Source organism: Occultella kanbiaonis, from assembly GCF_009708215.1.
Classification (GTDB): Bacteria; Actinomycetota; Actinomycetes; order Actinomycetales; family Beutenbergiaceae; genus Occultella; species Occultella kanbiaonis.
In genome coordinates, this window is sequence record NZ_CP046175.1 from 5431243 (window position 1) to 5455240 (window position 23998).

The 23998-nt window shown below is 73.1% G+C and carries 20 protein-coding genes; 7 read left to right on the forward strand and 13 right to left on the reverse strand.

Features of this window, described 5'->3' with window-relative positions:
• Nucleotides 1-133 precede the first annotated feature (133 nt).
• Nucleotides 134-1273, reverse strand: coding sequence for a heme/hemin ABC transporter substrate-binding protein (locus GKS42_RS24925; protein ID WP_154796287.1), 1140 nt, complete (start codon nt 1271-1273; stop codon nt 134-136).
• Nucleotides 1274-1340: 67 nt separating this feature from the next.
• Entirely contained in the window at nt 1341-2702 is a 1362-nt protein-coding gene (locus tag GKS42_RS24930; protein WP_154796288.1) for an LssY C-terminal domain-containing protein, read from the reverse strand.
• Between the two features lie 75 nt (nt 2703-2777).
• Here GKS42_RS24930 and GKS42_RS24935 point away from each other — a divergent pair, with 75 nt between their 5' ends.
• From GKS42_RS24935 to GKS42_RS24950, 4 genes are all read left to right on the forward strand, one after another.
• Complete coding sequence (locus GKS42_RS24935) at nt 2778-3206, forward strand: MmcQ/YjbR family DNA-binding protein (protein ID WP_154796289.1); 429 nt, start codon at nt 2778-2780, stop codon at nt 3204-3206.
• A gap of 69 nt (nt 3207-3275) precedes the next feature.
• Complete coding sequence (locus tag GKS42_RS24940) at nt 3276-5261, forward strand: ABC1 kinase family protein (protein ID WP_154796290.1); 1986 nt, start codon at nt 3276-3278, stop codon at nt 5259-5261.
• A gap of 81 nt (nt 5262-5342) precedes the next feature.
• On the forward strand, nt 5343-5810 hold the full coding sequence (locus GKS42_RS24945; protein WP_154796291.1) for a MarR family winged helix-turn-helix transcriptional regulator: 468 nt from the start codon (nt 5343-5345) through the stop codon (nt 5808-5810).
• Between the two features lie 194 nt (nt 5811-6004).
• Nucleotides 6005-6595 (forward strand): GNAT family N-acetyltransferase, encoded by a 591-nt coding sequence (locus GKS42_RS24950; RefSeq protein WP_168217981.1) that lies wholly within the window; start codon nt 6005-6007, stop codon nt 6593-6595.
• A 6-nt stretch (nt 6596-6601) separates the two neighbouring features.
• Here GKS42_RS24950 and GKS42_RS24955 read toward each other — a convergent pair whose 3' ends face one another.
• Nucleotides 6602-7192 (reverse strand): YqeB family protein, encoded by a 591-nt coding sequence (locus GKS42_RS24955; protein ID WP_154796293.1) that lies wholly within the window; start codon nt 7190-7192, stop codon nt 6602-6604.
• A gap of 59 nt (nt 7193-7251) precedes the next feature.
• Between GKS42_RS24955 and GKS42_RS24960 the strand changes: the two genes are divergently transcribed.
• Nucleotides 7252-7863, forward strand: coding sequence for a TetR/AcrR family transcriptional regulator (locus tag GKS42_RS24960; protein WP_154796294.1), 612 nt, complete (start codon nt 7252-7254; stop codon nt 7861-7863).
• A 23-nt stretch (nt 7864-7886) separates the two neighbouring features.
• Here GKS42_RS24960 and recD read toward each other — a convergent pair whose 3' ends face one another.
• From recD to GKS42_RS25010, 10 genes are all read right to left on the reverse strand, one after another.
• Complete coding sequence (recD, locus tag GKS42_RS24965) at nt 7887-9764, reverse strand: exodeoxyribonuclease V subunit alpha (RefSeq protein ID WP_154796295.1); 1878 nt, start codon at nt 9762-9764, stop codon at nt 7887-7889.
• Complete coding sequence (locus GKS42_RS24970; RefSeq protein WP_154796296.1) at nt 9761-13177, reverse strand: UvrD-helicase domain-containing protein; 3417 nt, start codon at nt 13175-13177, stop codon at nt 9761-9763. Before GKS42_RS24970 ends, recD begins: the two co-directional genes overlap by 4 nt.
• Nucleotides 13174-16629: an exodeoxyribonuclease V subunit gamma gene (recC, locus tag GKS42_RS24975; protein ID WP_154796297.1), complete on the reverse strand. Its 3456-nt coding sequence runs from the start codon at nt 16627-16629 to the stop codon at nt 13174-13176. Before recC ends, GKS42_RS24970 begins: the two co-directional genes overlap by 4 nt.
• A 33-nt stretch (nt 16630-16662) precedes the next feature.
• On the reverse strand, nt 16663-17010 hold the full coding sequence (locus GKS42_RS24980) for a hypothetical protein (protein ID WP_154796298.1): 348 nt from the start codon (nt 17008-17010) through the stop codon (nt 16663-16665).
• Between the two features lie 71 nt (nt 17011-17081).
• Nucleotides 17082-17693 (reverse strand): copper resistance CopC family protein, encoded by a 612-nt coding sequence (locus tag GKS42_RS24985; RefSeq protein ID WP_154796299.1) that lies wholly within the window; start codon nt 17691-17693, stop codon nt 17082-17084.
• 113 nt (nt 17694-17806) lie between these two features.
• Nucleotides 17807-18442: a hypothetical protein gene (locus GKS42_RS24990; protein ID WP_154796300.1), complete on the reverse strand. Its 636-nt coding sequence runs from the start codon at nt 18440-18442 to the stop codon at nt 17807-17809.
• Nucleotides 18443-18606: 164 nt separating this feature from the next.
• On the reverse strand, nt 18607-19053 hold the full coding sequence (locus GKS42_RS24995; RefSeq protein WP_154796301.1) for a hypothetical protein: 447 nt from the start codon (nt 19051-19053) through the stop codon (nt 18607-18609).
• A gap of 24 nt (nt 19054-19077) precedes the next feature.
• The gene (locus tag GKS42_RS25000; protein ID WP_154796302.1) at nt 19078-19953 is read right to left on the reverse strand and encodes a sulfite exporter TauE/SafE family protein; all 876 of its coding nucleotides are present in this window, start codon (nt 19951-19953) and stop codon (nt 19078-19080) included.
• A complete protein-coding gene (locus GKS42_RS25005; protein WP_154796303.1) occupies nt 19953-20978 on the reverse strand; it encodes a Gfo/Idh/MocA family protein in 1026 nt (341 codons plus the stop codon). Before GKS42_RS25005 ends, GKS42_RS25000 begins: the two co-directional genes overlap by 1 nt.
• Nucleotides 20979-21028: 50 nt before the next feature.
• Nucleotides 21029-21610 carry a hypothetical protein gene (locus GKS42_RS25010; RefSeq protein WP_154796304.1) on the reverse strand — a complete coding sequence of 194 codons (582 nt, stop codon included), beginning with the start codon at nt 21608-21610 and terminating at the stop codon, nt 21029-21031.
• Between the two features lie 128 nt (nt 21611-21738).
• Here GKS42_RS25010 and GKS42_RS25015 point away from each other — a divergent pair, with 128 nt between their 5' ends.
• Together GKS42_RS25015 and GKS42_RS25020 are read left to right on the forward strand one after the other, a co-directional pair.
• A complete protein-coding gene (locus GKS42_RS25015) occupies nt 21739-22665 on the forward strand; it encodes a DNA-3-methyladenine glycosylase family protein (protein WP_154796305.1) in 927 nt (308 codons plus the stop codon).
• 117 nt (nt 22666-22782) lie between these two features.
• Complete coding sequence (locus tag GKS42_RS25020) at nt 22783-23919, forward strand: hypothetical protein (protein ID WP_154796306.1); 1137 nt, start codon at nt 22783-22785, stop codon at nt 23917-23919.
• Nucleotides 23920-23998 lie beyond the last annotated feature (79 nt).

A 23998-nucleotide genomic window follows, 5' to 3' on the forward strand; every position in this document is an offset into this window, starting at 1 on the left:
CGCCCCGGCGCACCGCCGGCGTCGCCGAGGTCGCCGGCTGAGCCGACCGCGACTGGGTCGCCATGGTCCGTCCGTGCCCCACCGGCCGGGTCTGGCGGCGCCGGGCGGCTCAGCCGCACGGGGGTGTAGGCAGTCACCGGTTCGCCTCGGGTGCGTAGATCGCGACCGCCAGCGCGTCGAGCACGTCGGCGGTGTTCGGCCCGAAGGACAGGATCTGGCTGTCGTCCATGTCCACGACGCGCCGGTTCTCCCCGGCCGGGGTGTAGGCGAGCGCTGGCACGGCCTCGAGCAGCCCGTCCACGCCGTCGACGGACTCCAGGCCCTTGCTCATGACCAGGACGAGGTCCGGCTGTGCGGCGATCAGTCCCTCGTCGGTGAGCGGTCGCATGCCGTCCCACCCGATCTCGGTGGCCACGTCCACCCCGCCGAGGGCGGTGATCAGGGAGTCGGTCCCTGACCCGGTGCCGAACAGGTAGTAGATCCCGGACTGGCCGCGGACGTACAGGAACGCGATCCGCAGGCGCTGCCCCTCGGGCGGCGCCACGGCGGCGATCTGCGCGACGGTGGCCTCGATGTCGGCGGTGGCGCGGGCCGCGAGCTCTGCGCCCTCGGCGCTCAGGCCGACGGCGTCCGCCACCTGCTGGATGAGCGGTCCGACGCCCTCGAGGCTGCGGTGTGAGTCCACCACCACGACGGGTATTCCGGCGTCCCGCATCTGCAGGACCACGTCCCAGGGTCCCAGGCTGGTGTCGGTGATGATCAAGGTCGGCGCGAGGTCGAGGATCGACTCGGCGTTCAGCTCGTGCCCGTTGGCGGTCACCAGGGGCCGGTCGGCGATCTCGGGGTACGCCGACGAGGTGTCCCGGCCGACCAGGTTCTCCCCCAGGCCGAGCTCGAAGACGGTGCGGGAGGTCGACCCGTAGATGTCCAGCGCGAGGATCCGGCTGACGTCCGTCACGGTCACCCCGGTGCCCTGGGCGTCGGTGAGCGTGACCGGGAGCACCGGTTGCGGATCCGCCGCGATCGGCACGATCGCGGAGTCGGCGAGGACCGCCGAGCTCGGCCCGACGTACGCCCCCGGGTCCGTGAGCGGCTCCACCTCGGCCAGCCGCGCGCCGCCGTCGGGCGCTCCTCCGGCGCCGCCGGCACTACCGGAGCACGCTGCGACCAGCGCGAGCACCGCGAGCAGTGCCGCGAGGATCCGCGCGGGACCGAGACCCTTGCTGCTACCCGGCTGCCGCGCTGACGGCACCACCGATCGACGTGACCGCACGGGCCCACCTCCCTGTTCTCAGGAGAGGCTAACCTAAACTAGGCAAGGCTTGCCTAATCGTCGCGGTTCAGACCCCGTCGATCGGGTGGTTCTCCGGGTTCTTCCCGCTGGTGAACCGCCGCGCGGTCTCACCCGAGAACGCCAGGAGCACCAGGATCTCGAGCGAGGAGCCGATCAGGTTGCTCGAGAGCGCACTCTCCGGGGCCGCCGTGAGCCACAGCACCGCGTACACGATGATGCTCACCGCGCTGATCGCCATGGTCACCATCCGGGCCCAGTTGCGGCCCCGGTACACCAGGTAGGACAGCAACAGGTAGGCGAGCAGGTAGCCCATGATGACGCCGCGCACGAGGACGTACCCCTGCTCGAGGCTGAAGCCGAGGTCGAGCATCGGGGCGAGGATCCACAGTTCGTCGATCGACTCACGGGCCAGGTGCAGCACCCAGTTCAGCGAGAACGCTCCGGCAACCACCCGCAGCAACATCAGGAACAGCCCGAGGGCAACGGTCAGCGGCACGGCACGGCTCTGCTCGGCCTCGCGGTGATCGGCCTCGACGGCCGCCAGGATCTCCGGCGTCGCCGGCGGCAGCGCCCGCACGTCGACGATCGGCAGGTCCCCGTCGGTGCGGATCGCGTCGCCGCCGCCGTTGCGCGCGTGGTAGCCGGTGGAGAAGTTCTTGAGGTGCTTCACCCGGATGCCGTCGTTGCCGGCCTCGGGCGCGGTCAGCGTCGCGACGATGTGGTCCCGCTCGGCGTCGATGTCCGCGTCGATCCGGTGCGTCACCTGCAGTGTGAACAGATTGAGCCCGACGGCGGTGTCGTAGGTTCCCGCGGCCAGCCAGTTCGCGCGGTGTCCGCCGGGCAGGCGCCAGCCCTTCGGGCATGGCCAGAACCGGACGTGGTGGCGCTTGGCGGGGTTGCCCTCGACCTCCTGCTGATAGGTGAACCGCTGCCGGCGTCCGAACAGGTAGAGCGGGCTCACCGGTGCGTCCGGGTAGGACCGGCGCATGATGGTCGAGACCACCATCCGGCGGCTGCTGGTCAGGTTGATCTCGTCGGCGCGGTGCCAGCCGGCGCGGAGCATGGCCTCGTGGATCCGGTCCTGCCGGCCCCGGAAGCCGACGTTGACCGGATCCCCGAGCAGCCCCTCACGGGTGCGGGAACGGCCGATGAAGTAGTCCGGCACGTACACCTTGGTCAGCAGTGAGTGGATCCGCGGCAGCAACAGGTACGCGACGATCAGCCAGAACGGCAGGAACGCCCAGAGGTGGCGCCAGCCCGCCGTCACGAACTGGTTGACGAGCAGGAACGCCAGCCACGCGGCGGCGACGGTCGCGAAGGTGAAGAACACGCGGTCGGCGAATCTGACCGGGTTCTCCTGCACCTCCTCGACGGCCGCATGGGCCCGCTCGCTCAACGTCCCGCGCATGGTGCAACGGTAACGTGGTGGGGGGTCCCCACGATCGGGACCGACACTCCGACCGGCCCGGCCCCGGAAGGCACCATGGGACACCCGCAGATGTTCGACGACGCCGATCCGTACCTGGCCCGCCTGCGCGCGATCTGCGCCCGGTTCCCCGGCGCGACGGAGACCGTCAGCCACGGGCGGCCCACCTTCAGGACCGCCAAGATCTTCGTCACCTACGGCGGCGGCACGAAGGGCCCGAGCGGCACCCGGGAGAGCTACGACCGCTCGATCATCGTCCTTCCCGACGCCGCCGAGCGCCCTGCCCTCGAGCAGGACGAGCACTACTACCTGCCGGCCTACTACGGGCCGTACGGCTGGATCGGCTGGCACCTCGCCCACGACGGCGCGACCCCGGAGCAGGTTGACTGGGACGAGGTGTTCGAACTGGTGGACGCCTCCTACCGGCAGGTCAGCCCGGCCCGCCTGGTGGCCGAATGGGACGCCGCGTCTCCACCTTCCGGGTGAGTCCACGCGCGCACGTTCACCCTTCCCGGGGATTGGTGCCACGCTCCGATTGCCGGGAGACTCGTGGCCATGGTCGACTTCCTGGGGAGCTCGCTCACCGTCGCCAGCGTGATCTTCTCGGTGCTGATCTTCGCGCTGCTCGTGCGGCGGCTGCTCGGCGTGCGGATGGGCCTGCTGCGCACCATGGTGGCTGCCTTCATCGCGGGCGCCCTCGGGCCGACGGTCCTCCAGGCGATCCTGCCCGCGCCACCTCAGGACCAGGACTTCCTGACCCTGGGTCTGTACGTCGCGCTCCTGTCCGGTTTCGTGCTGATCGTCGCGATGGCGATCCTCGTGGTCATCGAGGCGCTGGTCCCGACCGGCTCACTGCCCGGACCGCTGGAACTGCGGCGCTCGGCGCGGGCCCGGCTCTCGCGCACCCGCCGCTACCTGCACATCCTGCGCGTCGTGGCCAAGCACGGCCTGTCCCGGTTCCTGCGCGGACGGGTGCACCGGGGACTGCGCACCGCCCCGGAACGGCGTGACCTGGCCCGGTCCCTGCGCCGGGCCCTCGAGGACGGCGGCGTCACCTTCATCAAGCTCGGGCAGCAGCTGTCCACCCGCCGCGACCTGCTGCCCCCGGAGTTCACCGCCGAGCTGGCCGCACTGCAGGACGATGCACCCGCGGTGCCGTGGCCGCAGGTCCGGGACGCGCTGGAGACCGAGCTCGGCCGCAGCGTCGAGGACGTGTTCACGTTCCTCGACTCGCAGCCGCTGGCCGCCGCGTCCGTCGCGCAGGTCCACGCGGGGCGTCTGCTGGACGGTTCCGAGGTGGTCGTCAAGGTCCAGCGGCCGGGCATCAGCGCCGAGGTGGAGCGCGACCTGGACATCATCGCTCGGCTCGCCCGCACCCTTGCCGACCGCACCGAGTGGGGCGCCTCCCTCGGGCTCCAAGGGCTCGTCGACGGCTTCTCGGAGGCCCTCGCCGAAGAGCTCGACTTCACCATCGAGTCCGGCAACATGCGCTCCGTGGCAGCCGCGCTGCACTCGGCGGGCACCGAAGGGATCCGAGTGCCCACCCCGCACACGGACCTGTGCACGCCCCGCGTGCTGGTCATGGAGCGGATGGCCGGCATCCCGCTCGGCAGCGCCGAGGAGACGCTGGCCGCCCTCGGCGAGGAGCGGCGCCGGGAGATCGCGGACACGCTCCTGCGCGTCGTGATCGACCAACTGCTGACGAGCGGGATCTTCCACGTCGACCTGCACCCCGGGAACCTGCTCGTCGACACCGACGGGACCCTGGCGATGCTCGACCTCGGCTCGGTCGGCCGGCTCGGGTCCGTGACCCGCGCGAACGTCGGCCGCCTGGTGGCCGCGCTCGGCTCCGGCGACTCGCAGGCCGCCACCGACGCGCTCCTGGAACTGGTGGACCGTCCGGAGAACGTCGACGAGCGCGGTCTGGAACAGGAGATCGGCATCATCATCCTGCGGTTCACGACGGCCGGCAGCACGGACGGCGCCGCCGCGTTCGGAGCCCTGTTCCGCCTCGTCGCCACGCAGCGGCTCGGCATCCGCCCGGAGGTCGCCGCCGTGTTCCGGGCGGTCGCCACGCTCGAAGGGACCGTCACCACCATCGACCCCGGCTACGACCTGCTCGGCGCCACCCGGGCCGCGGGCGTGAGCCGGATCGCCCGGGAGCTCACCCCGGAGGCGGTGCGGACCCGCGTGGTCCACGAGGTCGCCACCGCGCTTCCGATCCTGCGCCGGTTGCCCCGCCGGATGGACCGGCTGGCCGACGCCGCCGAGCACGGGCGCCTCTCGCTGGGAGTCCGGCTCCTGGCCGATCCGCGCGACCGACGGTTCGTGACCGGACTGTGGCACCAGGCGCTGCTCGCCGTCCTGGGTGCGACGGCGGGGCTGATGTCGGTCGTGCTGTTCGCCGTCGCACCCGGTCCCCTGGTCACACCCGAGATCGGGGTCTACCACGTCCTGGGAAGCACGCTGCTGTGCATCAGTATCATCCTCGTGCTGCGCGTCCTCATCGTGATCTTCCGACGGGAGACCGACGAGGGCTGACGCACGCCCCGCTCGGCCCCGTCTTGACAAACCTCCTGCCCCGGCTAGAATTACTTGAACCGTAAACAAATTGGGGTGCACATGTCCGAGCCACTCTGGCTGACCCGCGAGGAGCGTTCGACCTGGCTCGCCCTGACGGGCCTGATCACGAAACTGCCGGGGGCCCTCGATGCCCAGCTCACCCGCGACGCGGGCCTGAGCTTCTACGAGTACATGGTCCTGGCAATGCTCGCCGAGTCCGACGACGGCGTGCTGCGGATGAGCGCGCTGGCCGAGCTCACGAACGGGTCGCTGTCCCGGCTGTCCCACGTGGTGCAGCGGCTCGAGCGCCAGGAGCTGGTCCGGCGCGAGACCTGCGCCGATGACCGCCGGGCGACGAACGCGATCCTCACCGACGCCGGCCGGTCCCGCGTCGAGTCCGCCGCACCCGGTCACGTCCGGCACGCGCGCACGCTCGTGGTCGACGCCGTCAGCGCCGAGGACCTGGCCACGTTCGGGCGGGTCGGCGAGGCGATCCTGGACCGGGTCGCCGACCAGCGGCGCAACTGACCGACCCGCGTTCAACGCTGAGATCGCACGTGCGGCCCTGACCTCGCACCGTGTGGTCGTGCGAGGTCAGGGCGCCACGTGCGATGTCGGTCCCCACGCTTCCGCGGAAGCGCGCCGCGGCGAACCGCCGGCCGACCCACCGGGTCGCCCCCGCCGTCGGGCACGGGACGAACCGTGCCCTACGGTGGGCACCGATGAAGATCACCGGAACCCGCGTGGAACTGCGGGACTGGACCGTGGCCGACGACCCGCGGGTCCGTTCACTGCTGGACCCGGCCCGCCCGTGGCACCTGACGAACGGCCCGTACTTCGGCCCGCCCACCGCGGAGTCGATGGGGGCCATGCGGGCCGGGATCCTTGCCCTGGCGGCGATGGATGAGGCGGATCGCCCCGATCCCCGCGGCATGCTCGCCGTCGTGGACCGCTCGGACGGCACCCTCGTCGGCGCCGTGACCTGGTACTGGGAGAGTCGCGAGACGGACTGGCGGCGCCTGGGCATCGGCATCCACGACGAGGCGTACTGGGGTCGCGGCCTGGCCACCGAGGCGATGGCACTGTGGACCACGTACTTGTTCGACGCCACCGACGCACTCCGCCTCGACTTCGCCACCTACTCGGGCAACGAGGGCATGATCGGCGTCGGCCGGCGGCTCGGGTTCGTGGAGGAGGGCCGCTTCCGCAAGGCCCGGCGCTGGTCCGGCGGGGTGCACGACTCGGTGGTCATGGGCGCGCTCCGCGAGGAGTGGGACACCCGGCGCGCGGCATGGCCCGCCACCGGCCCCTGATCGGCGTCAGGCCTTCCGGTCCACCATCTCCCACCGGTAGCCGTGCGCGACGAATGCGTCCCGGACGGCCGCCCGTGGTGCCTCGACGTCACCCTTGTAGAGCTGCCTGCCCTCGACGGAGTCGATGACGAGCGTGCTGCCCTCGCGGTAGACGCCCGCCACCTGGCCCCGCTCGATGCGGCGCTCGTCATCGCCCTTGGCGATCAGGATCTCGCCGTCGGAGACGGTGATGCGAGGACTGCCTGCGATCACGACCGCGGCCACGACCAGGCCGACGACGGCGCCGATGACCGGACGCAGCACCACCAGCACCGGCGCCTCGAAGGAGCTGAGGAACTCGATCGGCCCGGCGAACGGGATCGGGAACCGCGCGGCGAGCGTGCCCAGCCAGGGCAGCAGGAAGCCCACCCCGACGCCGAGCACGGCGCCGATGACCGCGACCAGCCACTTGTCCTCGGCGCCCATGGCGAGCACGGTGGCCGGTTCGCCGCCGGTCGGCGGTTGCTGCCCGACGGCGGCGCTCGGCTCCGGCGCGTCGGCGGCGCCTTCCGCGAGACGTCGCCGGTAGTCGTCCATTGCGTTGAAATCGCGTGCCATGGTCCCCTCCCGAGTGGTGGAACAGTACTGTACCAGGCGGGTACGGTAGAGTTCCGTCGATGACCAGGACGCGGGATGCCGACCACCGGGCCCAGGGCGTCGGTGCGCTCTCGCGGCAGGCGATGATCGACGGCGCGATCGAGATCCTCGCGACCGACCCCTCGGTCTCGCTCAGCGAGGTGGCCCGCCGCCTGGGCGTAGGCAGGACGTCCCTGTACCGGCACTTCTCCGACCGGCCCTCGCTGCTGGCCCGGGTCCAGACCGAGGGGGCACGCCGCATCATCGCCGCCCACGTGGCCGCCGACCTGAGCGCGGGTACCGGCCTGAGCGCGTTGGAGCGTCTCTGTGAGCACCTGTTCGAGCTCGGCCCCGTACTGTCCCTGCTCTTCGCCGACAACCCACTGATCACCGACGAGGCCCTGGCCGATCCGTCCGTGGCGCTCGCCGCCGGCGCCACCGGCGAGCCCCAGGAGCCGGTACCGCACACGGTGCTGCGCGGGCAGGCCGACGGATCCATCGACCCGGGCCTCGATCCCGCCTGGGTGGAGCTGTACCTGTGGATGACGCTCGCCGCCGGGCACCTGTACGCCACGCAGATGAACTCCCGCCGGGGCGGGCTGGAGCGGGTACTGCAGGCGCTCCGCCGCACGCTGAGGCCGCCGCACGCCTGATCTCGGGCCCTGCGCCGGCCCCGTCAGTCCGCGACGAGCCGCTGCCGCAGGCCACTGGCTCGCTGCACCTGCCGCCCGACCGCCACCCGGACGGCCGCCTCGCTGCCGACGATCCGCACCCTGCGGCTCGCCCGGGTGATCGCGGTGTAGAACAGCTCACGGGTGAGCAGCGGCGAGTCCTCCGGCGGCAGCAGCACGGTGATCTCGTCCGCCTGGCTACCCTGCGCCTTGTGCACCGTCATGGCGTGCATCGTGTCCAGGTCGCCCAGACGGCTCGGGCCGAACGGCTGGTCGCCGGCGCTGCCCCGGATGACGGCGACGCGGCCACGGGTGCCGTCGTCCCGTCTCGTCGCGACGACCACGCCGCTGTCCCCGTTCAGGACCCCCGTCGCATAGTCGTTGGCCGTGACGAGCAGCGGGCGTCCCACGTACATCGGGTCGTAGAGCCCGTCGCCGGTCTCCTCGGTGAGCCAGCTCTCGACGTGCCGGTTCCAGGTCCGCACCCCCCACGGTCCCTCGCGGTGGCCACAGAGCAGCCGGTGCCGGCCGAGGAGGTCGAGCGCCTCGCGGCTGCGGCCGTCCTGGGCGGCCCGGTAGACGGCGAGGGCGTGCTCGGTCAGGATCGGCCGCAGGGCGCGCGCGGGTTCGGGATCCTCGACCCAGACGACCTCGGTTCCGCCGGTGCGCAGCTCGTCGAGGACGGCATCGGCGTCGCCGAGGCGTACGGCGTCGGCGAGCCTGCCGATGGTCCGGCCGAAGCGGTGTGGGGTGAGCAGCCGGACGACGGCGACGGGCCCCTGGCCGGTGCTCACGGCCGTGTCCGGATGCTCGACCCTGGCTGTCTGCTGCGCCCCGGCGACGAGGTCGGCGAGGACCGCACCGGCGTCGACCGAGACGAGCTGGTCCGGGTCCCCGACCAGGATCAGCCGGGTCGTCGGGCGCAGCGCCTCGAGGAGCCGGGCCATGTGGGTCAGCGAGACCATCGATGTCTCATCGACGAGGACCACGTCGTGGGGCAGGTGGTGGTCGCGGTCGTGACGGAACCGCGTCACCGAGTCCGGCCGCCTCCCGAGGAGCCGGTGCAGGGTCACCGCACGCACCTCACCCAACGGCTCGATCAGGGCCAGGGTGCCGGCGTCGTCGGTGGTCCTCATGATCACCTCGAGCGCCTCGGTGACCGCCTCCTGCATCCGGGCGGCGGCCTTGCCGGTCGGCGCGGCCAGCCCCACCCGCAACTGTCGGCCCGGCCCGGCCTGCTCGGCGAGCAGCGCGAGGACGCCGGCAACGGTGCTGGTCTTGCCCGTGCCGGGCCCGCCCGTGAGCACGCTGGTCCACGCGCCGATGGCGACCCGGGCCGCGTCCCGCTGCTCCTCCCAGCCGGCGCCGAAGACGCGCCTCAGGCCCGACTCGAGCAGGTCGCCGTCGACCACCGGTGCCGGCTGGGCGGCCCTGGCCACCAGGTCGGCGACCACCTGCACCTCCTGGTGGTGGTAGCGCTGCAGGTAGATCAGTCCGTGCTCGAGCACCAGCGCGCCCTTGCGGACGAGTGAGCTGTCCCGCAGCTGCTCGAGCCAGTCGCCCGGACCGGACCACGGCAGTGCCGGCGCAGGGTCGAGCGCGCGCAGGGCCGCGTCGAGCTGGGCGACGTCGACGGCCACGGAACCGGTCCGGACGGCGCGAGTGGCGAGCGCCGCGGCGAGCAGCGCTGCGTCCGCGGACGTCACCTCGATGCCCCCGGCGACGCGCCCGAGGGTCCGCGCCACGTGCAGGTCCGCGGCGGTGAGCAGGTGTGCCGCGTTCAGCTCCCCGAGGAGCCCGCTCGCATCGCGGGCCAGCCTCCGGTCGCGCTCGTCGACCGGTTCGAACAGTTCGAGCGGCGGCGCCGCCGTGGTCCCGGTCATGCCGCGCTCTCCTCGAGGCCGTCGAGCAGATCGGAGACGCCCTGGACGAGCGCGACCGGCGGGCGCCAGGAGAACACACCGCAGGGTTCGCCGTCGACGATGGGGGTCTGCGGCCCGCACATGCCCCGCACGTAGAGGTAGAGCACGCCACCGAGATGCTTGCGTGGCTGGTAGTCCGGCAGCCGCCAGCGCAGGAACCGGTGCGCCACCACGGCATAGAGGAGGGCCTGCAGCGGGTAGGAGGAGTGCCCCATCGCCTCCGCGAGCGCCTCCGGACGGTAGGCGGCCGCGGTGAGCGGTTGCTCCGGATCGTTGAACGGGCCGAGCCAGTTGGTCTTGTAGTCCACCACCAGATAGGAGCCACCAGCGCGCAGGACGACGTCGACGGAGCCGGTCAGGTAGCCGCGCAGTTCCTGCTGGGCGAGCATCGGCTGGGCGTCGAGGACGTCCGCCCACGCACGGACCGGATCACCCTCCTTCAGGTGCCGGCGTAGCAACGGGGCGAGGTCACCCAAGCGGGCCCGGGACGCGGCACCGCGGACGTCGCCGCCACCGAGCGGCAGCTCGAAGTCGAGTTCACACAGCCGGTCCCGCCTGCCGATCGCGCGCAGCGTGACCCCGGGCGCGAGCGGTCCCAACGGGCTGTCACAGACAGCGACCAACGCATCGGCGAGTTCCTCGGGATCGAGCTCGACGGGCCACCAGAGGAGTTGTTCGTGGATGTGCCGGAGCAGCTCGGAGCGCAGGTCGGGCGACTGCGGGTCGGCGTGTTCGAGGACACCGTGCACGAGGGACCCGAAGGTGGCCCCGACCGGGAGCGTCGCCATCGGCGATGGCACGTCCGCGCCGGGGATCAGGGCGTCCAGGCCCGGCAGCGTGGGTTCGGCCGTCACCACCGCTTGGGGTGTCTCCGGTTCGTCGTCGCGCGGCGTGAGGTCCGGCTCGCTGCCGACACCGCCGGTGAGTTCGTGGGCGTCGGCCTCCCGCGGCGTGCTCAGGCCCGTGTAGGACGTGCGCCGCCAGTTGCTGTCGATCGCGCGGTCGAGGTGGCGGATCGAGAGTTCCGGGACCGGGGCCTCCGGTGGAACGGGTGCGACGGCCGCGTGGTCGGCGACCTCGAGCGTGAACGCACCATGGTCGGCCCACGTGCTCAGCTGGGCGGTGGCGAGCTCGTCGGTGCGGGGAGTCGGGACGGCATCCGGCACCATCGCGGCGCCGTCGGGCTCCCGTCCGAACAGCAGCCGGTGCAGCGCGGAGTTCGGGGTGTTGTTGGTGGGCGACCACCACAGCACCACCTGGGACTGGGCCCGGGTGAGCGCCACGTAGAGCAGCCGCAGCGCCTCGCCGGCCTCCTCCGCCTTGTGCCGGGCGACGGACTCCGACCAGCCCGGGTTGTCGGTCTCGCCGCCCACGTCGCGACAGCGTGTGCGCGCGTCGTCCGCCTCGTGGAACTGCGGGATCTCGGGTGTCTTCGCGACGTGGCGGTCGAACAGTGCCGGGCAGTACACGATCGGGTACTGGAGCCCCTTGCTCGAGTGGATCGTCACGAGCTGCACGGCCGCGGCGTCGGAGTCGAGACGGCGGCTCCGTGCCCCGGAGGCCTGCACGGCGTCGTCGGCCATCTGCGCGCGGAGCCACTCGATCAGGCCGGCCAGTCCCAACCGGCCGGAGCCGGCCTGCTGGCTGGTCTCGTGCAGCAGTTCCCCGACGTGCTGGAGGTCGGTGAGCGTCCGTTCCCCGCCCACCGAGGAGAGCACGTGGGCGGAGCGCCCCTCGATGTTCAGGGCCTCGAGGACCGCGGCGGCGCCCTGCCGGTCATAGACGTCGGCGAGCCGCCGGTGCCGTGCGGACAGGTCGTCATCGAGGTCGTCACCGCCGGCGTCGAGGTCCGCGGCGGTCATCCCACCAAGATCGGTCAGGGCCGCGGCGCGGTTCAGCGTGGCTCGGTGCGGTGCGGCCATGGCCTCGAGGAGAGCGAGCCAGTCACGGGCGGCCGCACTGCGCAGCACGCTGCCGCCGCCGGCGCTGACGGCGTGGATCCCGAGCCTCCGTAGCTCGGCCTGGGCGGCGAGCAGGTCCCGGTTCGTGTGGGCCAGGACGGCGACGTCGCGGGCCTGGATCGGTCGCGGCGGCAGTGGGTTGCCGCCGGAGTCGCGAGCGTCGTCGAACGTCGCTCCGGAGGCGAGCAGCTCGGCGATGTCGAGAGCCAGATCCCGCGGGATGTGGTCCCGGGTCGCCGCGATCGCGGCGCTGCCGCCCAGGTGCTCCTTCTTGAGGACCTGACGCAACCGGACCGCGCCCGGGTGCGGCAGGCCGTGCAGCCGGGAGCCCTCGTGGCGGGCCCGGACCGGCACCACGGAGATCTGGTCGTCGCCGAGCGCGGCGCCACGGAGCATGGCCTGAAGCGCGTCCACGACGGGCGCGTCGCTGCGGTGGTTCGTGGGCAGGGTGCGCTTGTCCTGGGCGTGGGAGGCCGCCTTGAGGTAGGTCACGACGTCCCCGCCGCGGAAGGCGTAGATCGCCTGCTTGGGGTCGCCGATGAGCACCATGGTCGCGTGGCCGGCGAACGCGCGCTCGAGAACCTGCCACTGGATCGGGTCGGTGTCCTGGAACTCGTCGACCAGCACCACCTTCCAGCGGGTGCGCATCCGCTGGGCGGCGAGGGAGTCGGGGGTCGCGAGTGCGTCGGCGAGCTGCGTCAGCAGATCGTTGTAGTGCATCACCTGCAGCCGTCGCTTGCGGCGCTCGAGCTCGTCCCGGACGGCCTGGGCGAACCGGGCCCGGCGCACCGGGTCGCTGCGCCGGTCACCGGTCGCCGGGTCGGGGCGCAACTCGGCGTAGACGTCGTCGACGACCGCCCGCGCGATCCTCAGGGCCACCTTCCGGCTGAAGATCGGCGTGTTCCTGTCTCCCACGAACCCGCGCAGGTAGAGGTCGTCGACGACCTCGACCAGGAGATCGTCGAGGTCCTCGACCAGCTGCGCGGAGGCGTCGGAGGTCCCGGCCACCCCGAGCGAGCGCAGCACCTGATGGCAGAACTGGTGCGTGGTCGCGATCGTCGCCTCGTCGAAGGACGTGAGCGCCCGGCGGACCCGGCCGAGGCGGCGCATCCGCTCGGCGTCATCGACGTCGACCAGCAGGTCGATCAGAGGCCCGGCGCCGGCCGCCGTGTCCGGGTGGTGTAGAGCCCGCTCGACCTGGACGAGCTGCTCGCGGACCCGTGCGCGCAGCTCCTGGCTGGCGGCCCGGCCGAACGTGATGATGAGCATCTCGGTCAGCTGCACGTGGCCCTCGGCGACGTAGCGTGCGACCAGCGCCGCGATCGTCCACGTCTTGCCGGTACCGGCGGAAGCCTCGAGCATGACGGTGCCGGAGGGAAGCGGGTCCCTGATCGAGAAGTCGAGGGACGTCATAGCCGTTCCATGCTCTCGGCCTCGAGGACGAACATGGGCTCCCACAGTTGGAGTGCCAGTTGCCCGAACCTGGTGCCGACGCCCGCGCGCCAGCGCTCGTCCTCGCCCGGGTCGCCCGCGACGTCCGACAGGCCCGCCCCCGGGCCGAAGACGCGGACGAACGCGGGGTCGTCCTGCTCACCTGTGCTCGTGTACCAACCGGTCACGGTCGTCCACTTCTTCTCGGCCGCCTCCATCGCGGCACGCTCGTCGCCCGCCTGGGCGCGGAAGGTCTCGGCGAACGCGTTGGCCGTCTGGACCCCGAGCGGAAGCGGCTGCGCCAGGCCGCGGTCGTAGAGGTCGATCAGCTGGACGAGGATCGCGAGCGCGGTGCCGGAGTCCACCGGCCCGTGCGTGTAGTGCCCGACGTAGGTGCGCCGCCCCAGCTTGAGCTGACCGAGCACCTGGCTGGTCGCACCGTCGTGTCCGGCGGCCGACAGCACGAGCGCCGTGACCCAGGAGCGCAGCCGCTGCTTCGCCCTGATCGAGGAGTAGGTCGACGTGATCGCGCTGACCGGTGCGCCGTACAGGTCCCCGATCGTGCCGGTGAGCCGGCGTCCGTCGGGGAGTTCGATGTCGATGTCCACCGCCGTGGCGGCACCCCCGCGCAGGTCGAGGGTGGCCCGGGCGATGCCGTCGACGTTCCCGGCGACATCGGCGAGGATGGCGTTGCCGAGTTCACCCGGCGGTGCGCTTCCGCGCCAGTGTTCCTCCCGGCGCGCCTGGGTCAGGTCGGTGCCGTCGAGGACGGCCTCGAGCATGCGGTCGCCGATCTTCCACTTCTCGAGGCCGTCGAGGTCGATCGGGATGCCCTCGGCCGCCTCCTCCGGTTCGTCGGGCAGGATCAGGCCGAGTCGCTGGCGCAGGAACGCCTGGGCCGGCTGGGCGAGGAAGCGCTGCAGGTTCGCGAGGTCGATGTCCTCCCCCGTGATCGGCGGCAGCGGCTCCGGGACCAGGGTCTCGAGGACGGCCTCGGTGCCGGTCACCAGTGGGCGGGACAGGTGGGCCCGGGCACCGGCGAGCGCGCTGGGGTCGAAACTGAACGGGCGGTGGTCCGGGAGCAGCGAGTCCTCCCCCGCCGCGGGCGCGCCGAGGTTGCGCGCGTCGTAGGGCTGCAGCGGATGCCGGCGTACCAGCGGTACGTCCTCGGCTCGGACCGCCGTCTCACCGAGGGCGTCGATCAGCTCACCCAGCGGCACCGCGGGTGGGCGATCGGCACCGCTGTGCTCGTCGGCGCCGGTGTAGGTGATGACGAGGGCCCGCTCCGCGGCCATGACCGCATCGAGCAGGAGCTGTCGATCCTCGGCCCGGGTGTCCCGCTCCCCGGTGACGGGGGTCCTCGAGAGGGCGTCGTCGCCGTCGGGCGTGATGGTCCGGGGAAACACACCGTCGTCGAGTCCGACGAGGGCGACCACCCGGTGCGGCACGGACCGCATCGGCACCATGGTGCAGACGGTCAGCGTGCCCGTCCGGAAGCTCGACCGGGTCGCTCGGCCGGCCAGGTGCTCGGCGAGCAGGGTGCGCACGTCCGCGAGCGCGAGGTCGGTCGAGGCGGTTCCGCGCCGGGCCGCCGCCTCGATCCGGGAGAGCTCGCGCTCGAGCTGGGTCGTCTGCCAGCCGTCGGCGGGGGCCAGGTCGGCGAGTCCGAGCACACCCTCGCGCAGGGTACGGGTCCAGTCCTCGGCGGCACGGCACTCGTGCAGGGCGCCGAGGGTGGCACCGATACGGTCGAGCAGTTCGGCGAGCCGGCCGGCGAGGTCGATGTCCCCGCTGTCGAGATCGTCCAGCGCGACCGTCCGGCCGAGGTAGGTCGTGTCCTGCCCGTCGAGGACGGCGCCGGTGAGGACCCGGTCGAGACCGGTCCGCCAGGTGTTCTGCTCGAAGTTGCCCAGGTGGTAGGCGGCGCGGTGGTCGGCGTCGAGGCCCCACCGGATCGCCACTTCGTCGACCCAACCTGCGATTCGGTCGATGTCGTCGTCATCGAGGGAGAACCTGCGCCGCACCGGGGCCGACCGGGCCAGGTCGAGGACCTCGCCGGCGGTGAGCCGCCCGCCGGCCAGCTCCACCAGGCGCGCGGCCAGGGCCAGCAGCGGGTTCGTGGTCCCGGGCGCCCGGTCCGCGAGCATGACACGCAGCCGGTGGGCCGGGTGCCCCGCCTCGCCCTCCCCCGCCGTCCGGACCACCTCGCCGAGTCCGAATCCGGCGTGCACGAGGGGCGCGTAGGCGTCGATGTCCGGGCACATCACCAGGATGTCCCGGGGCTCGAGGTCGGGGTGGTCCTGGAGCAGCCCGGTCAGGACGTCCCGGAGCACCTGGATCTGGCGGCCGCGGCCGTGGCACGCGTGGATCTGGACGGAGGCGTCACCGGCCGGGACCACCCTCGCGGCGCGCTCCGCCGCCGTGGGAACGTGGTCCGCCTGGAGGTCCTGCTGCAGCCACCGCAGCAGCGAGGCGGGCTCGGAAGGCGCGTCACCGCCGTCGGCAAGCAGTGCGTCGACCGTTGGCGCGGTGGCCAGGGTGCGTTGCAGCTCGCGCGCGTCCCGGCCGAGGGAGGCGAGCAGCGGATGCTGGATGTGATCGACCGACGCGTCCTCGATCCGGGGCGTCGGCCCCGCCGCGACGACGTCCCGCAGCGCGTCCCACGCGGCCGGCGACGCCTGCGGCAGCCACAGGTGCACGTCCCGGTGCTCGGCGAGCGCGCCCAGGACCTCCACCTCACTGGCGGCGATCCGGGTGTGCCCGAACAGGGACAGCCGGCCCGGCAGCTCCAGGTCCGCGCCGCCGGAACGCACCGCGGTGAGGACCTCGGCGTGCCGTACGTCCGGTGGCGGGGCGTCGACGAGTTCGAGGACGGCCCGCCACAGGTACGGCTGCCAGGCCAGATCCTCGGCGAGGGTGCCGCCGAGACCGTCGCCGCCGCCGCCCGCACGCCAGTCGGTCACGATCGCGGGGCGCTGCAGGGCATAACCGGAGAAGAGGCCGGCGAGCCGGCGAGCCACGGCGTACCGGCGCCCCCGGCGCAGGCCCTGCTCCGTCTCGTCCAGCGAGCCGTCGGCCCCGAGGTGGGTGGCGAGCGCACCGGCCCAGGGCTCGCGCAGGGACTCGTCGACGGCCCGCAGGACCGTCCAGGCGAGCTGGTCCGGATGCCACGGGTCGTCGCGCTCGATGCCGAGCACCAGGGAGACCAGCGAGTGCGGGTTGAGGAACCGCACGCCCGCGCAGACGCCGTCACCACCGCGGGCGCCCGTGCCCAGGCGGTGGGACAGCCGCTGTGCGAGCCACCGCTCGACGCCCCTGGCGGGCACCGCGACGACCTCCTGTGCGAAGGGGTCGGCAAGTGGCGTCGCGAGGAGCTCGGCGAGCCCGTCGGCCAAGGTGCCCGTGGCGGCCGCGCGGTGCAGGAACAAGGTCACGCGGTGACCCTATCCGCGGGGCCGGACACGTGCTCAGCGGTCGTGGATATCCTTCCCGCGGGCCGTGCCGGCGTCGGCTTCGGGCACGGCTGCCGGTGCGGCGAGCTCCACCGCCACGATCGCACCGTCCTCGCCGTACACGAACGTGCCCCACGGCGGGTCAGCGGGCGTGGGCGAGGGTGCGGGCAGCTCGCGCTGCTGTTCCAGCTCCTGCAGTGCCTCGTGCCGGGTGGGGGCGAAGACCTCGTCGATGATCCCGAAGGTGCCGCCGCCGTAGCCCTCGCCGCGGCGGTCCCGCGGGCGCCGCTCGGCGCGCAGCAGCGCCTCGATCCCGACGGCGAGGGCCACCAGACCGAGCACGGCGACGAGCCAGGGCGACATCCACCCAGGCTACGCCGCCCCGCCCGCGTGGACGGGGCGGCGGCGAGCGCCGCGACCCGGTACCGGTTCGTTCAGGAGCGGCTGCGCCGCACGATGACCGCGGCCACCGCGCCCACGACCGCGATCGCGACCACCACGAACGCGACGATCCGGCCCACTCCGGACTCGGACCCGTCATCGCCGGTGTCGACGGCGGAGGCGCTGTCCGAGGGCTCGGGGTCACTGGTTCCGGCGTCGGTGGTGCCCGACTCGGTGGGCTCCGTCGGCTCCGTCGGCTCGACGGTGGTCACCGCGGGCGCGTCCACCGTGAACTCGTACGCACCGGAGATCGGGTGACCGTCCGAGGACACGACCCGCCAGGTGACCGTCCAGACCCCGGCCGGTACGCCGTCGGGCACCGGCAGTGCCACCTCGGTACCGTCCACCACCGGCGCCTCCTCGGTGAGCACGGTGCCCTCGGCGTCGGTGAGGACGATGGCGGCGTTGAGATCGAGGATGTCGTTGTTGAAGGTCAGGCGGACCTCGGTGGGTGCGGCGGACAGGGTCTCGCCCTCCGCCGGGGCGGAGGAGAGCAGCACGTCGTGCGCCTGGGCGGCGCCCGCGTGGAGGGTCAGGCCGAGGAACAGGGCGACGGCGGAGATCGCCAGGGCGCGCAGGTTCAGAGCGCGTGCGGACAGGGACATGGGAGAACCTCACAGGGCTTGGTGATGGGGCCCGGGCGCTGGTGCGCCGCCGGGCGGGATCGCTGGGGTTGCGTCACCGGCCCGGAGTCCCCGGCGCAACTGCGCGGGCGGGCTCAGGCGGTGGCGCCGAGCAACGGCGGTCCCCGCCGTGGAGCCAGGTCCAACCAGGCGATCCGGGGGCGGGCGACCCGGGGCAGGGCAGCGATGCCGTGCGGCCGCCGGCTCGCCTCGACGGCCGGGAGCGTGCGCTCGACGAGCACCGCCAGCAGCGGCGCCCACCAGGTCCAGAGCGCGAACAGGGCACGGTCACCCCGCCAGAGCAGGGCGGCGTTGAGGACGGTCGCGAGCACGTGCGCGCCGAGCATCGCGGCGGTGAGGGTGTGACCGCCGCCCGGGGCGCCGACGCAGTGCTGCACGGTCTCGGAGAGGGCCACACCGTGGGCGTGGCCGGCGCCGACGACGCCGGTCGAGCAGCCCGAGGTCGCGCCGAGGCCGGCCGTGGCGGTGAACACGTGGTGCAGGCCGAACTGTCCGGCCCCGAGCAGGGCGACCACGGTGCCGGCGTTCAGGCGACCGCCGCAGACTCCGACCGCGATCAGCATCGTGAAGGCCCAGGCGGCGGCCACGACGAGCGGGTCGCCGAGCGTGCCGCCGGCAGCCAGGTGCGCCCCGAGGGCGAGGCCGAGGACGCTCACCGAGACCGCAGCCGCGCGCAGGAGGCGCAGCAGGCCACGGCGGGGATCGGTCACCGGGCCATCCTAGGCCGGAGCCCGAAGGCGCCCGCCCTCCCGCCGTGAGACAGACCCTCCCGCCCGAGGAAGTGGGTTGTCACGTTCTGCCTCAGGCACCAGGTTCTGCGTCACGCCCGGCACGCCGGGCACGCCGGCGACGGCGGGGCGCGTCTGGGGGGGCGTCAGTCCGCGGCCACCAGGGTCGCCACGTCGGCCGCCACCTCGACCGTTGCGCCGGTCGGCCCGTCGAACACGGCGCGGCCCCCGAGCGGCCGCTCGAGCCGGATGGTCTGGAACATCGGGTATCCGGCGTCGTCGCAACCGAAGTTGAACTGGGTCCCGTGCGGCGCCACCACGTGGGTCGTGATCGTCACCGTGGTCTGGGTCTCCTCGACCTCGATGGAGTGCGGGTCGCCGCAGCCGGGGCTGCCGCCGGTGTATCGGACCAGGATCTCGCGGCCGCTGTCCCCCTGGACCGCCACGGCGTCGGTCCGGGCGTCGTTGACCACGGGGAACCCGACGGTGAGCGCCCACACGATCAGGGCCGCCGCCGCGGTCAGGATCGCGGCGACGAACCAGAGCGTGGAGGCCCGGATCCGCCGTCGAACCTGCTCATCCCGATCGTCCATGGCGCCATCATCGCGCACAGCGGGTCAGAAGAGCAGGTAGAGGGCGCCCACCACGGTGAGGATGATGACGAGCCGCTCGAACAACGCCTGGTCGATCCGGGGTGCGAGCCACCTGCCGAAGAACGCGCCGGCGATCACCGCGGGGATCAGCACCAGGTTGAGCAGCAGGCCCGGGACGGTGATCAGCCCGAGCCCTGCCTGGAACGGCACCTTCGTCACGTTCACGATCGCGAAGAACCACGCGGACGTGCCGAGGAACCGCTTGACCGAGAACCGGGATGCGATGAAGTACATGCTCATCACCGGGCCGCCGGCATTGGCCACCATCGTGGTGAACCCGCCGAGCGTGCCGTAGATGCCGGTCTGGACGCGGCGGGCCAGCCGGCCGGAGCCTGCGGCCGGCGAATCCTGGGGTGCCGCCGGCCCTCCGGCGACCTCGCCGGTCACCACCGGGTCGCCGCCCGGCACGGCCACCCCGGTGTCCGACGTCGCGGACAGCGCCGCGGCCCGGAGCTCCGCGCGCCGCCCCACGGCCCGGCGCAACAGCGTCACGCCGATCACGAGCAGCAGGATGACCGCGATGACCCGCTGCACCCAGGCGTCGTCGGCGAGCGCGAGGAACACCACCCCCAGCGCGACCCCCACCAGCACGGTGGGCACGAGCCGGCGCAACGTGGGCCAGTCGGCGTGCTTGCGGTACGCCCAGACGGCGAAGACATCCCCGACGATGAGCAGGATCAGCAGTACCGCCGTCGACTCCCGCGCCGGAAGCAGCGCCGCGAAGATGGCGATGGTGATCGTGTTCCCGCCGGGCAGGGCCGCCTTGGACAGCCCGACGATGGCCGCGCCGAGAACGAGCAGCGCCCATGCGAGCGCGGTGAAGTCGGTGAGGGCGGGCATCAGGAGAACGTCAGCCCATGCTCGGCGCGGTATTCCGCCAGGAGGGTGTCGATGATCCGGGCGGTGCGGATGGCGCTGGTCCCGGTGCTCGGGCTCACGCCGACCCCGGTGAGCTCGTCGACGACCGCCTGGATGAGGGGCTGCTGCACCGTGGCCGGGTACGGCGCCTCGATCGACTCCTCGGCGTCACCGCGGACCAGCCGGAGCGGCTCCTGCGCGAACGTCGAGAACGTCAGCGAGCCGGCGTCTCCGACGATCTCCACCTCGTCGCGGTACTCCCCGGCCGCGTAGCACCACAGCCCCGTCCCGCCGACGCCGGATTCGAACTCGAACGCGGCGCTGACCAGGTCCTCGGCCGGGTAGCGCCCGGACCGGTTCGACGCGTAGCCGCTGACCCGGGCGATCGGCCCGAGCAGGTGGTCGAGCAGGTCCAGCGTGTGGGAGGCGAGGTCCACGAAGTGGCCGCCACCGGAGATCTCGGGGTTCACCCGCCAGGGCATGTCGCCGCCCTCGGAGATCGGCGCTGGCTGTTGATTGCGGACGGCGACGGCCTGCAACGAACCGATCGCGCCGCCGTCGAGCAGTTCCTTGACCTTGGCGAAGCGCGGCATCGCGCGCCGGTAGTACGCGACGAACAGCGGCAGACCGGCCCGCTCGGCGGCGGCGTTCATCTGCTCGCACTCGGCGGTCGTGCGGGCCATCGGCTTCTCGACGTAGACCGGCTTGCCGGCCTCGAGGACGGCGACCGCGTAGTCCCGGTGGGAGTCCGGCGGGGTGGCGATGTAGACGGCATCGACCTCGTCGTCGTGGATGAGGGCGTCGGCGTCGGCGTAGGCGCGGGGCACGCCGTGCCGGCGCGCGTAGTCCGCCGCCTTGGCGCCGTCCCGGCGCATCACCGCGACGAGGTCGGACCGGTCGGCCTGGCGGAACCCGGGCCCGCTCTTGACCTCGGTGACATTCCCGACGCCGATGATGCCCCAGCGGATGGTGGTGGGCGGCGCGCCCGTGGCGTCCGAGGTATCCATGCCCCGAACCGTAGCTCTCGGCGCCCCCGCGCGGCCGACCCGACCACCCCTCAGACGACGTCGGAGGACCGGGGCTCGTTCGCCGTCGATGCCGCGGCCCGCGCCCGCCGCTCGACCGAGGCGAGCATGAGGTGGCGGATGAACCCACTGCCCGGCCGGATGAGCCGCCAGTACCGCGCCATCGCGCGGTGCGCGCCGGCGTCGGTCGTCACGACCCGGGTCCGGGTCACCACCCGCGTGCGCCCCGGCCCGGCGTCCTCCAGCTCGAAGACCAGGATCGCCTTGCCGTAGCCGGGCTCGTCGAACGCATCGAAGGTCTCGGCGTCGCGGACGTCGGCCCGGGAGTCGGCGCCGCCGAAGCGCCACCACCGGCCGAGCAGCCCGAGCACCCGCTGCCGGCCCCGGTCCTCGGCGAGGGGGATGAACATCTCGCCCTTCGGGGTCCGGTACCGCCGACCGTTCGCCGCGATCCCGATCACCGCCCGGGCCGCGAACAGCGGGGCCGCGAGCCGCAGGTCCCGGAAACTGAAGTCCGAGACGGCATCCCAGACGGCGTCACGGGGCGCGTCGATGACACGTGCGTGCCGTTCGGAGAACTCAGCGGTCGGCATGAAGCGGTCGGCGAGGTTCATGTCATCGAGCGTGGCACCGGCGGCCCGGGCCAGGGATCCCTCCCCCGAGGGAGATCACCTCCTGGCCGCGTCCGACCGGGTCCGGCGCCGCTGCTCCCGGCCGGGTCCGGCGTGCCTACACTCGCGGAGTGAGCGGGCTGGAGCGCACCTGGCAGCCGACCCGGCCGACCCCGCTCGGGCCGACCCTGGCCGCGCTGCGCCGCGGCGCCCACGACCCGTGCTTCAAACGGGAGGGGACCGCAACCTACTGGCGCGGGCTACTCACGCCGCAGGGCCCGGCCGCGCTCCGGGTGAGCCGGTCCGACGCAGGCGGCCCCGTGCTCGCGATGGCCTGGGGCGACGGCGCCGCCTGGGTCCTGGACGCCGTCCCCGCGATGCTCGGCGCGTTCGACGAGCCCGCCGGGTTCGACGTCACCGGCCACCCGACCCTCGGCCCGCTCGCACGCCGGCACCCGCACCTGCCGCTGACCCGCACCCACCAGGTACTGGAGGCGCTGGTCCCGACCGTCATCGAGCAGAAGGTCACCGGCGCGGAGGCGTTCGGCTCATGGCGGGCGCTCGTGCAGCGCTTCGGCGAACCGGCACCAGGGCCCGCCGGCGGGCACGGTCTTCGGGTGCCGCCGACGCCGGACGTGCTGGCGGCGATCCCGAGCTGGGAGTGGCTGCACCTGGGGATCGACCCGGCGCGCTCCCGCGCCATCGTCGCGGCAGCCCGCGTCGCACCGTCGCTTGAACGGCTCGCCCGCGGTACCTCCGCGGACGCCGATCGCGCCCTGCGCTCGCTGCCGGGCGTGGGCGTGTGGACCAGCGCCGAGGTGCGCGTGCGTGTGTTCGGCGACGCCGACGCGGTCAGCTTCGGCGACTATCACGTGGCCAGGAACGTCGGGTGGGCGCTCACCGGGAGAATCGTGGACGACGGCGAACTGGCGGTTCTGCTCGAACCGTTCCGTCCGCATCGCGGCCGGGTGCAACGCCTCGTGATGCTCAGCGGGGTGGCGCCGCCACGCCGTGGGCCGCGAATGGCCGTGCGCACCCACCTGCCCGGCCGCAGTTGAATCTCTTCTGAATCCGCACCCATCCGAACTGGGCACGTCTCCGAAGACCAGGTGACGGACGAGTGAGGACGGCGCTTCGCGAGAGACCTTGCGAGGGCCGGACGGGGAGGTGGGCCGATGGAACCGGCGCCGACGACCGAGCCGTCCTCCGCGCGCCCCGCGGGCCACGGTGTCTCCCGCCTGCCGCGCACCCTACTGCGGGCCCTCCTGCTGGCCGGCGGAACCCTCGCCGTCGGCGTCCTGCTTGCCGGCCCCGCCTCCGCGGACGACCAGGAGCCCGACGGCGGCCCGTTGGGCGGCCTCATCGATGAGGTCGTGCAGCCGGTGACCGAGGCGACCGAGACGATCATCGAACCCGTGACGAACGAGGTGGTCGCACCGGTCACCGAGACGGTCACCGAACCCGTGACGAACGAGGTGGTCGCACCGGTCACCGAGGCAGTCGTCGAACCCGTGACGAACGACCTGGTCGCACCGGTCACCGAGGCAGTCGTCGAACCCGTGACGAACGACCTGGTCGCACCGGTCGCCGAGACGGTCGTCGAACCCGCGATCGAGGCGGTCACCGAGCCCGTCGCCGAGACAGTCGTCGAACCCGTGGCCGAGACGGTGGCCGCCGTCACCACGCCGGTCGCAGCGGCCGTCGCGCCGCTCACCGACCCGACCCTCGGCCTCGCGGCGGAGCCACTGGCCCCGATCACCGACGCCCTCGCCCCAATCACCGACGTCCTCGCCCCGGTCACCGACACCCTGGCCCCCATCACTGGCGCCCTCGCCCCAGTCACCGGCGCCCTCGCCCCGATCACCGACACACCGCTGCCCGGCGCCGACCCCGTCCCGACCGGCCCGGCCGAGCCGAGCGCCCCGGTCGCGCCGGACGCGAGCGAGACCGTTTCGCCGACGGCTCCGGTCATCGCGACCGTCGGAGCCGGCGCCATCGTGACGTCGACCGATGCCGGCCTCGTCGCGCCGGTCCAGTCCCGGTCCGCGCCCACCGCAGGGGACGACAAGGCGGCCGCGTGGCTCGCGACGGCCGACGGTCCCGGGCCCGAGGACGAGCGCCGGCAGCCATGGTCTCCCCCGCGGCCGCCCGCTCCGTCCGCCGGGTCCGGCGGCCCCGCGCAGCACTCGCCCGAGCACGCGGTGCTGGCGGGGACGACTCGCCTCCTACCCATGACGATGACCAGCGATCGCGGCGAGGACACGCTCGTCGCAGACCCGCTGAACACCCGTCCGGGCTTCGCCCCGGACTGATTCCCTCTCGCTCCGAAAGGTGCCGGCGACCGCCGCGCACCATCCCGGGCGGACCGGCCACGGCCGGCTGCCCACCAAT

Bases quoted from the DNA above. Each gene is read 5' to 3' on its own strand.
- GKS42_RS24930 (WP_154796288.1), bottom strand. From the start codon at position 2,702: ATGCGCGGGACGTTGAGCGAGCGGGCCCATGCGGCCGTCGAGGAGGTG.
- GKS42_RS24935 (WP_154796289.1), top strand. From the start codon at position 2,778: ATGGGACACCCGCAGATGTTCGACGACGCCGATCCGTACCTGGCCCGC.
- GKS42_RS24940 (WP_154796290.1), top strand. From the start codon at position 3,276: ATGGTCGACTTCCTGGGGAGCTCGCTCACCGTCGCCAGCGTGATCTTC.
- GKS42_RS24945 (WP_154796291.1), top strand. From the start codon at position 5,343: ATGTCCGAGCCACTCTGGCTGACCCGCGAGGAGCGTTCGACCTGGCTC.
- GKS42_RS24950 (WP_168217981.1), top strand. From the start codon at position 6,005: ATGAAGATCACCGGAACCCGCGTGGAACTGCGGGACTGGACCGTGGCC.
- GKS42_RS24955 (WP_154796293.1), bottom strand. From the start codon at position 7,192: ATGGCACGCGATTTCAACGCAATGGACGACTACCGGCGACGTCTCGCG.
- GKS42_RS24960 (WP_154796294.1), top strand. From the start codon at position 7,252: ATGACCAGGACGCGGGATGCCGACCACCGGGCCCAGGGCGTCGGTGCG.
- recD (WP_154796295.1), bottom strand. From the start codon at position 9,764: ATGACCGGGACCACGGCGGCGCCGCCGCTCGAACTGTTCGAACCGGTC.
- GKS42_RS24970 (WP_154796296.1), bottom strand. From the start codon at position 13,177: ATGACGTCCCTCGACTTCTCGATCAGGGACCCGCTTCCCTCCGGCACC.
- GKS42_RS24980 (WP_154796298.1), bottom strand. From the start codon at position 17,010: ATGTCGCCCTGGCTCGTCGCCGTGCTCGGTCTGGTGGCCCTCGCCGTC.
- GKS42_RS24985 (WP_154796299.1), bottom strand. From the start codon at position 17,693: ATGTCCCTGTCCGCACGCGCTCTGAACCTGCGCGCCCTGGCGATCTCC.
- GKS42_RS24995 (WP_154796301.1), bottom strand. From the start codon at position 19,053: ATGGACGATCGGGATGAGCAGGTTCGACGGCGGATCCGGGCCTCCACG.
- GKS42_RS25000 (WP_154796302.1), bottom strand. From the start codon at position 19,953: ATGCCCGCCCTCACCGACTTCACCGCGCTCGCATGGGCGCTGCTCGTT.
- GKS42_RS25005 (WP_154796303.1), bottom strand. From the start codon at position 20,978: ATGGATACCTCGGACGCCACGGGCGCGCCGCCCACCACCATCCGCTGG.
- GKS42_RS25010 (WP_154796304.1), bottom strand. From the start codon at position 21,610: ATGAACCTCGCCGACCGCTTCATGCCGACCGCTGAGTTCTCCGAACGG.
- GKS42_RS25020 (WP_154796306.1), top strand. From the start codon at position 22,783: ATGGAACCGGCGCCGACGACCGAGCCGTCCTCCGCGCGCCCCGCGGGC.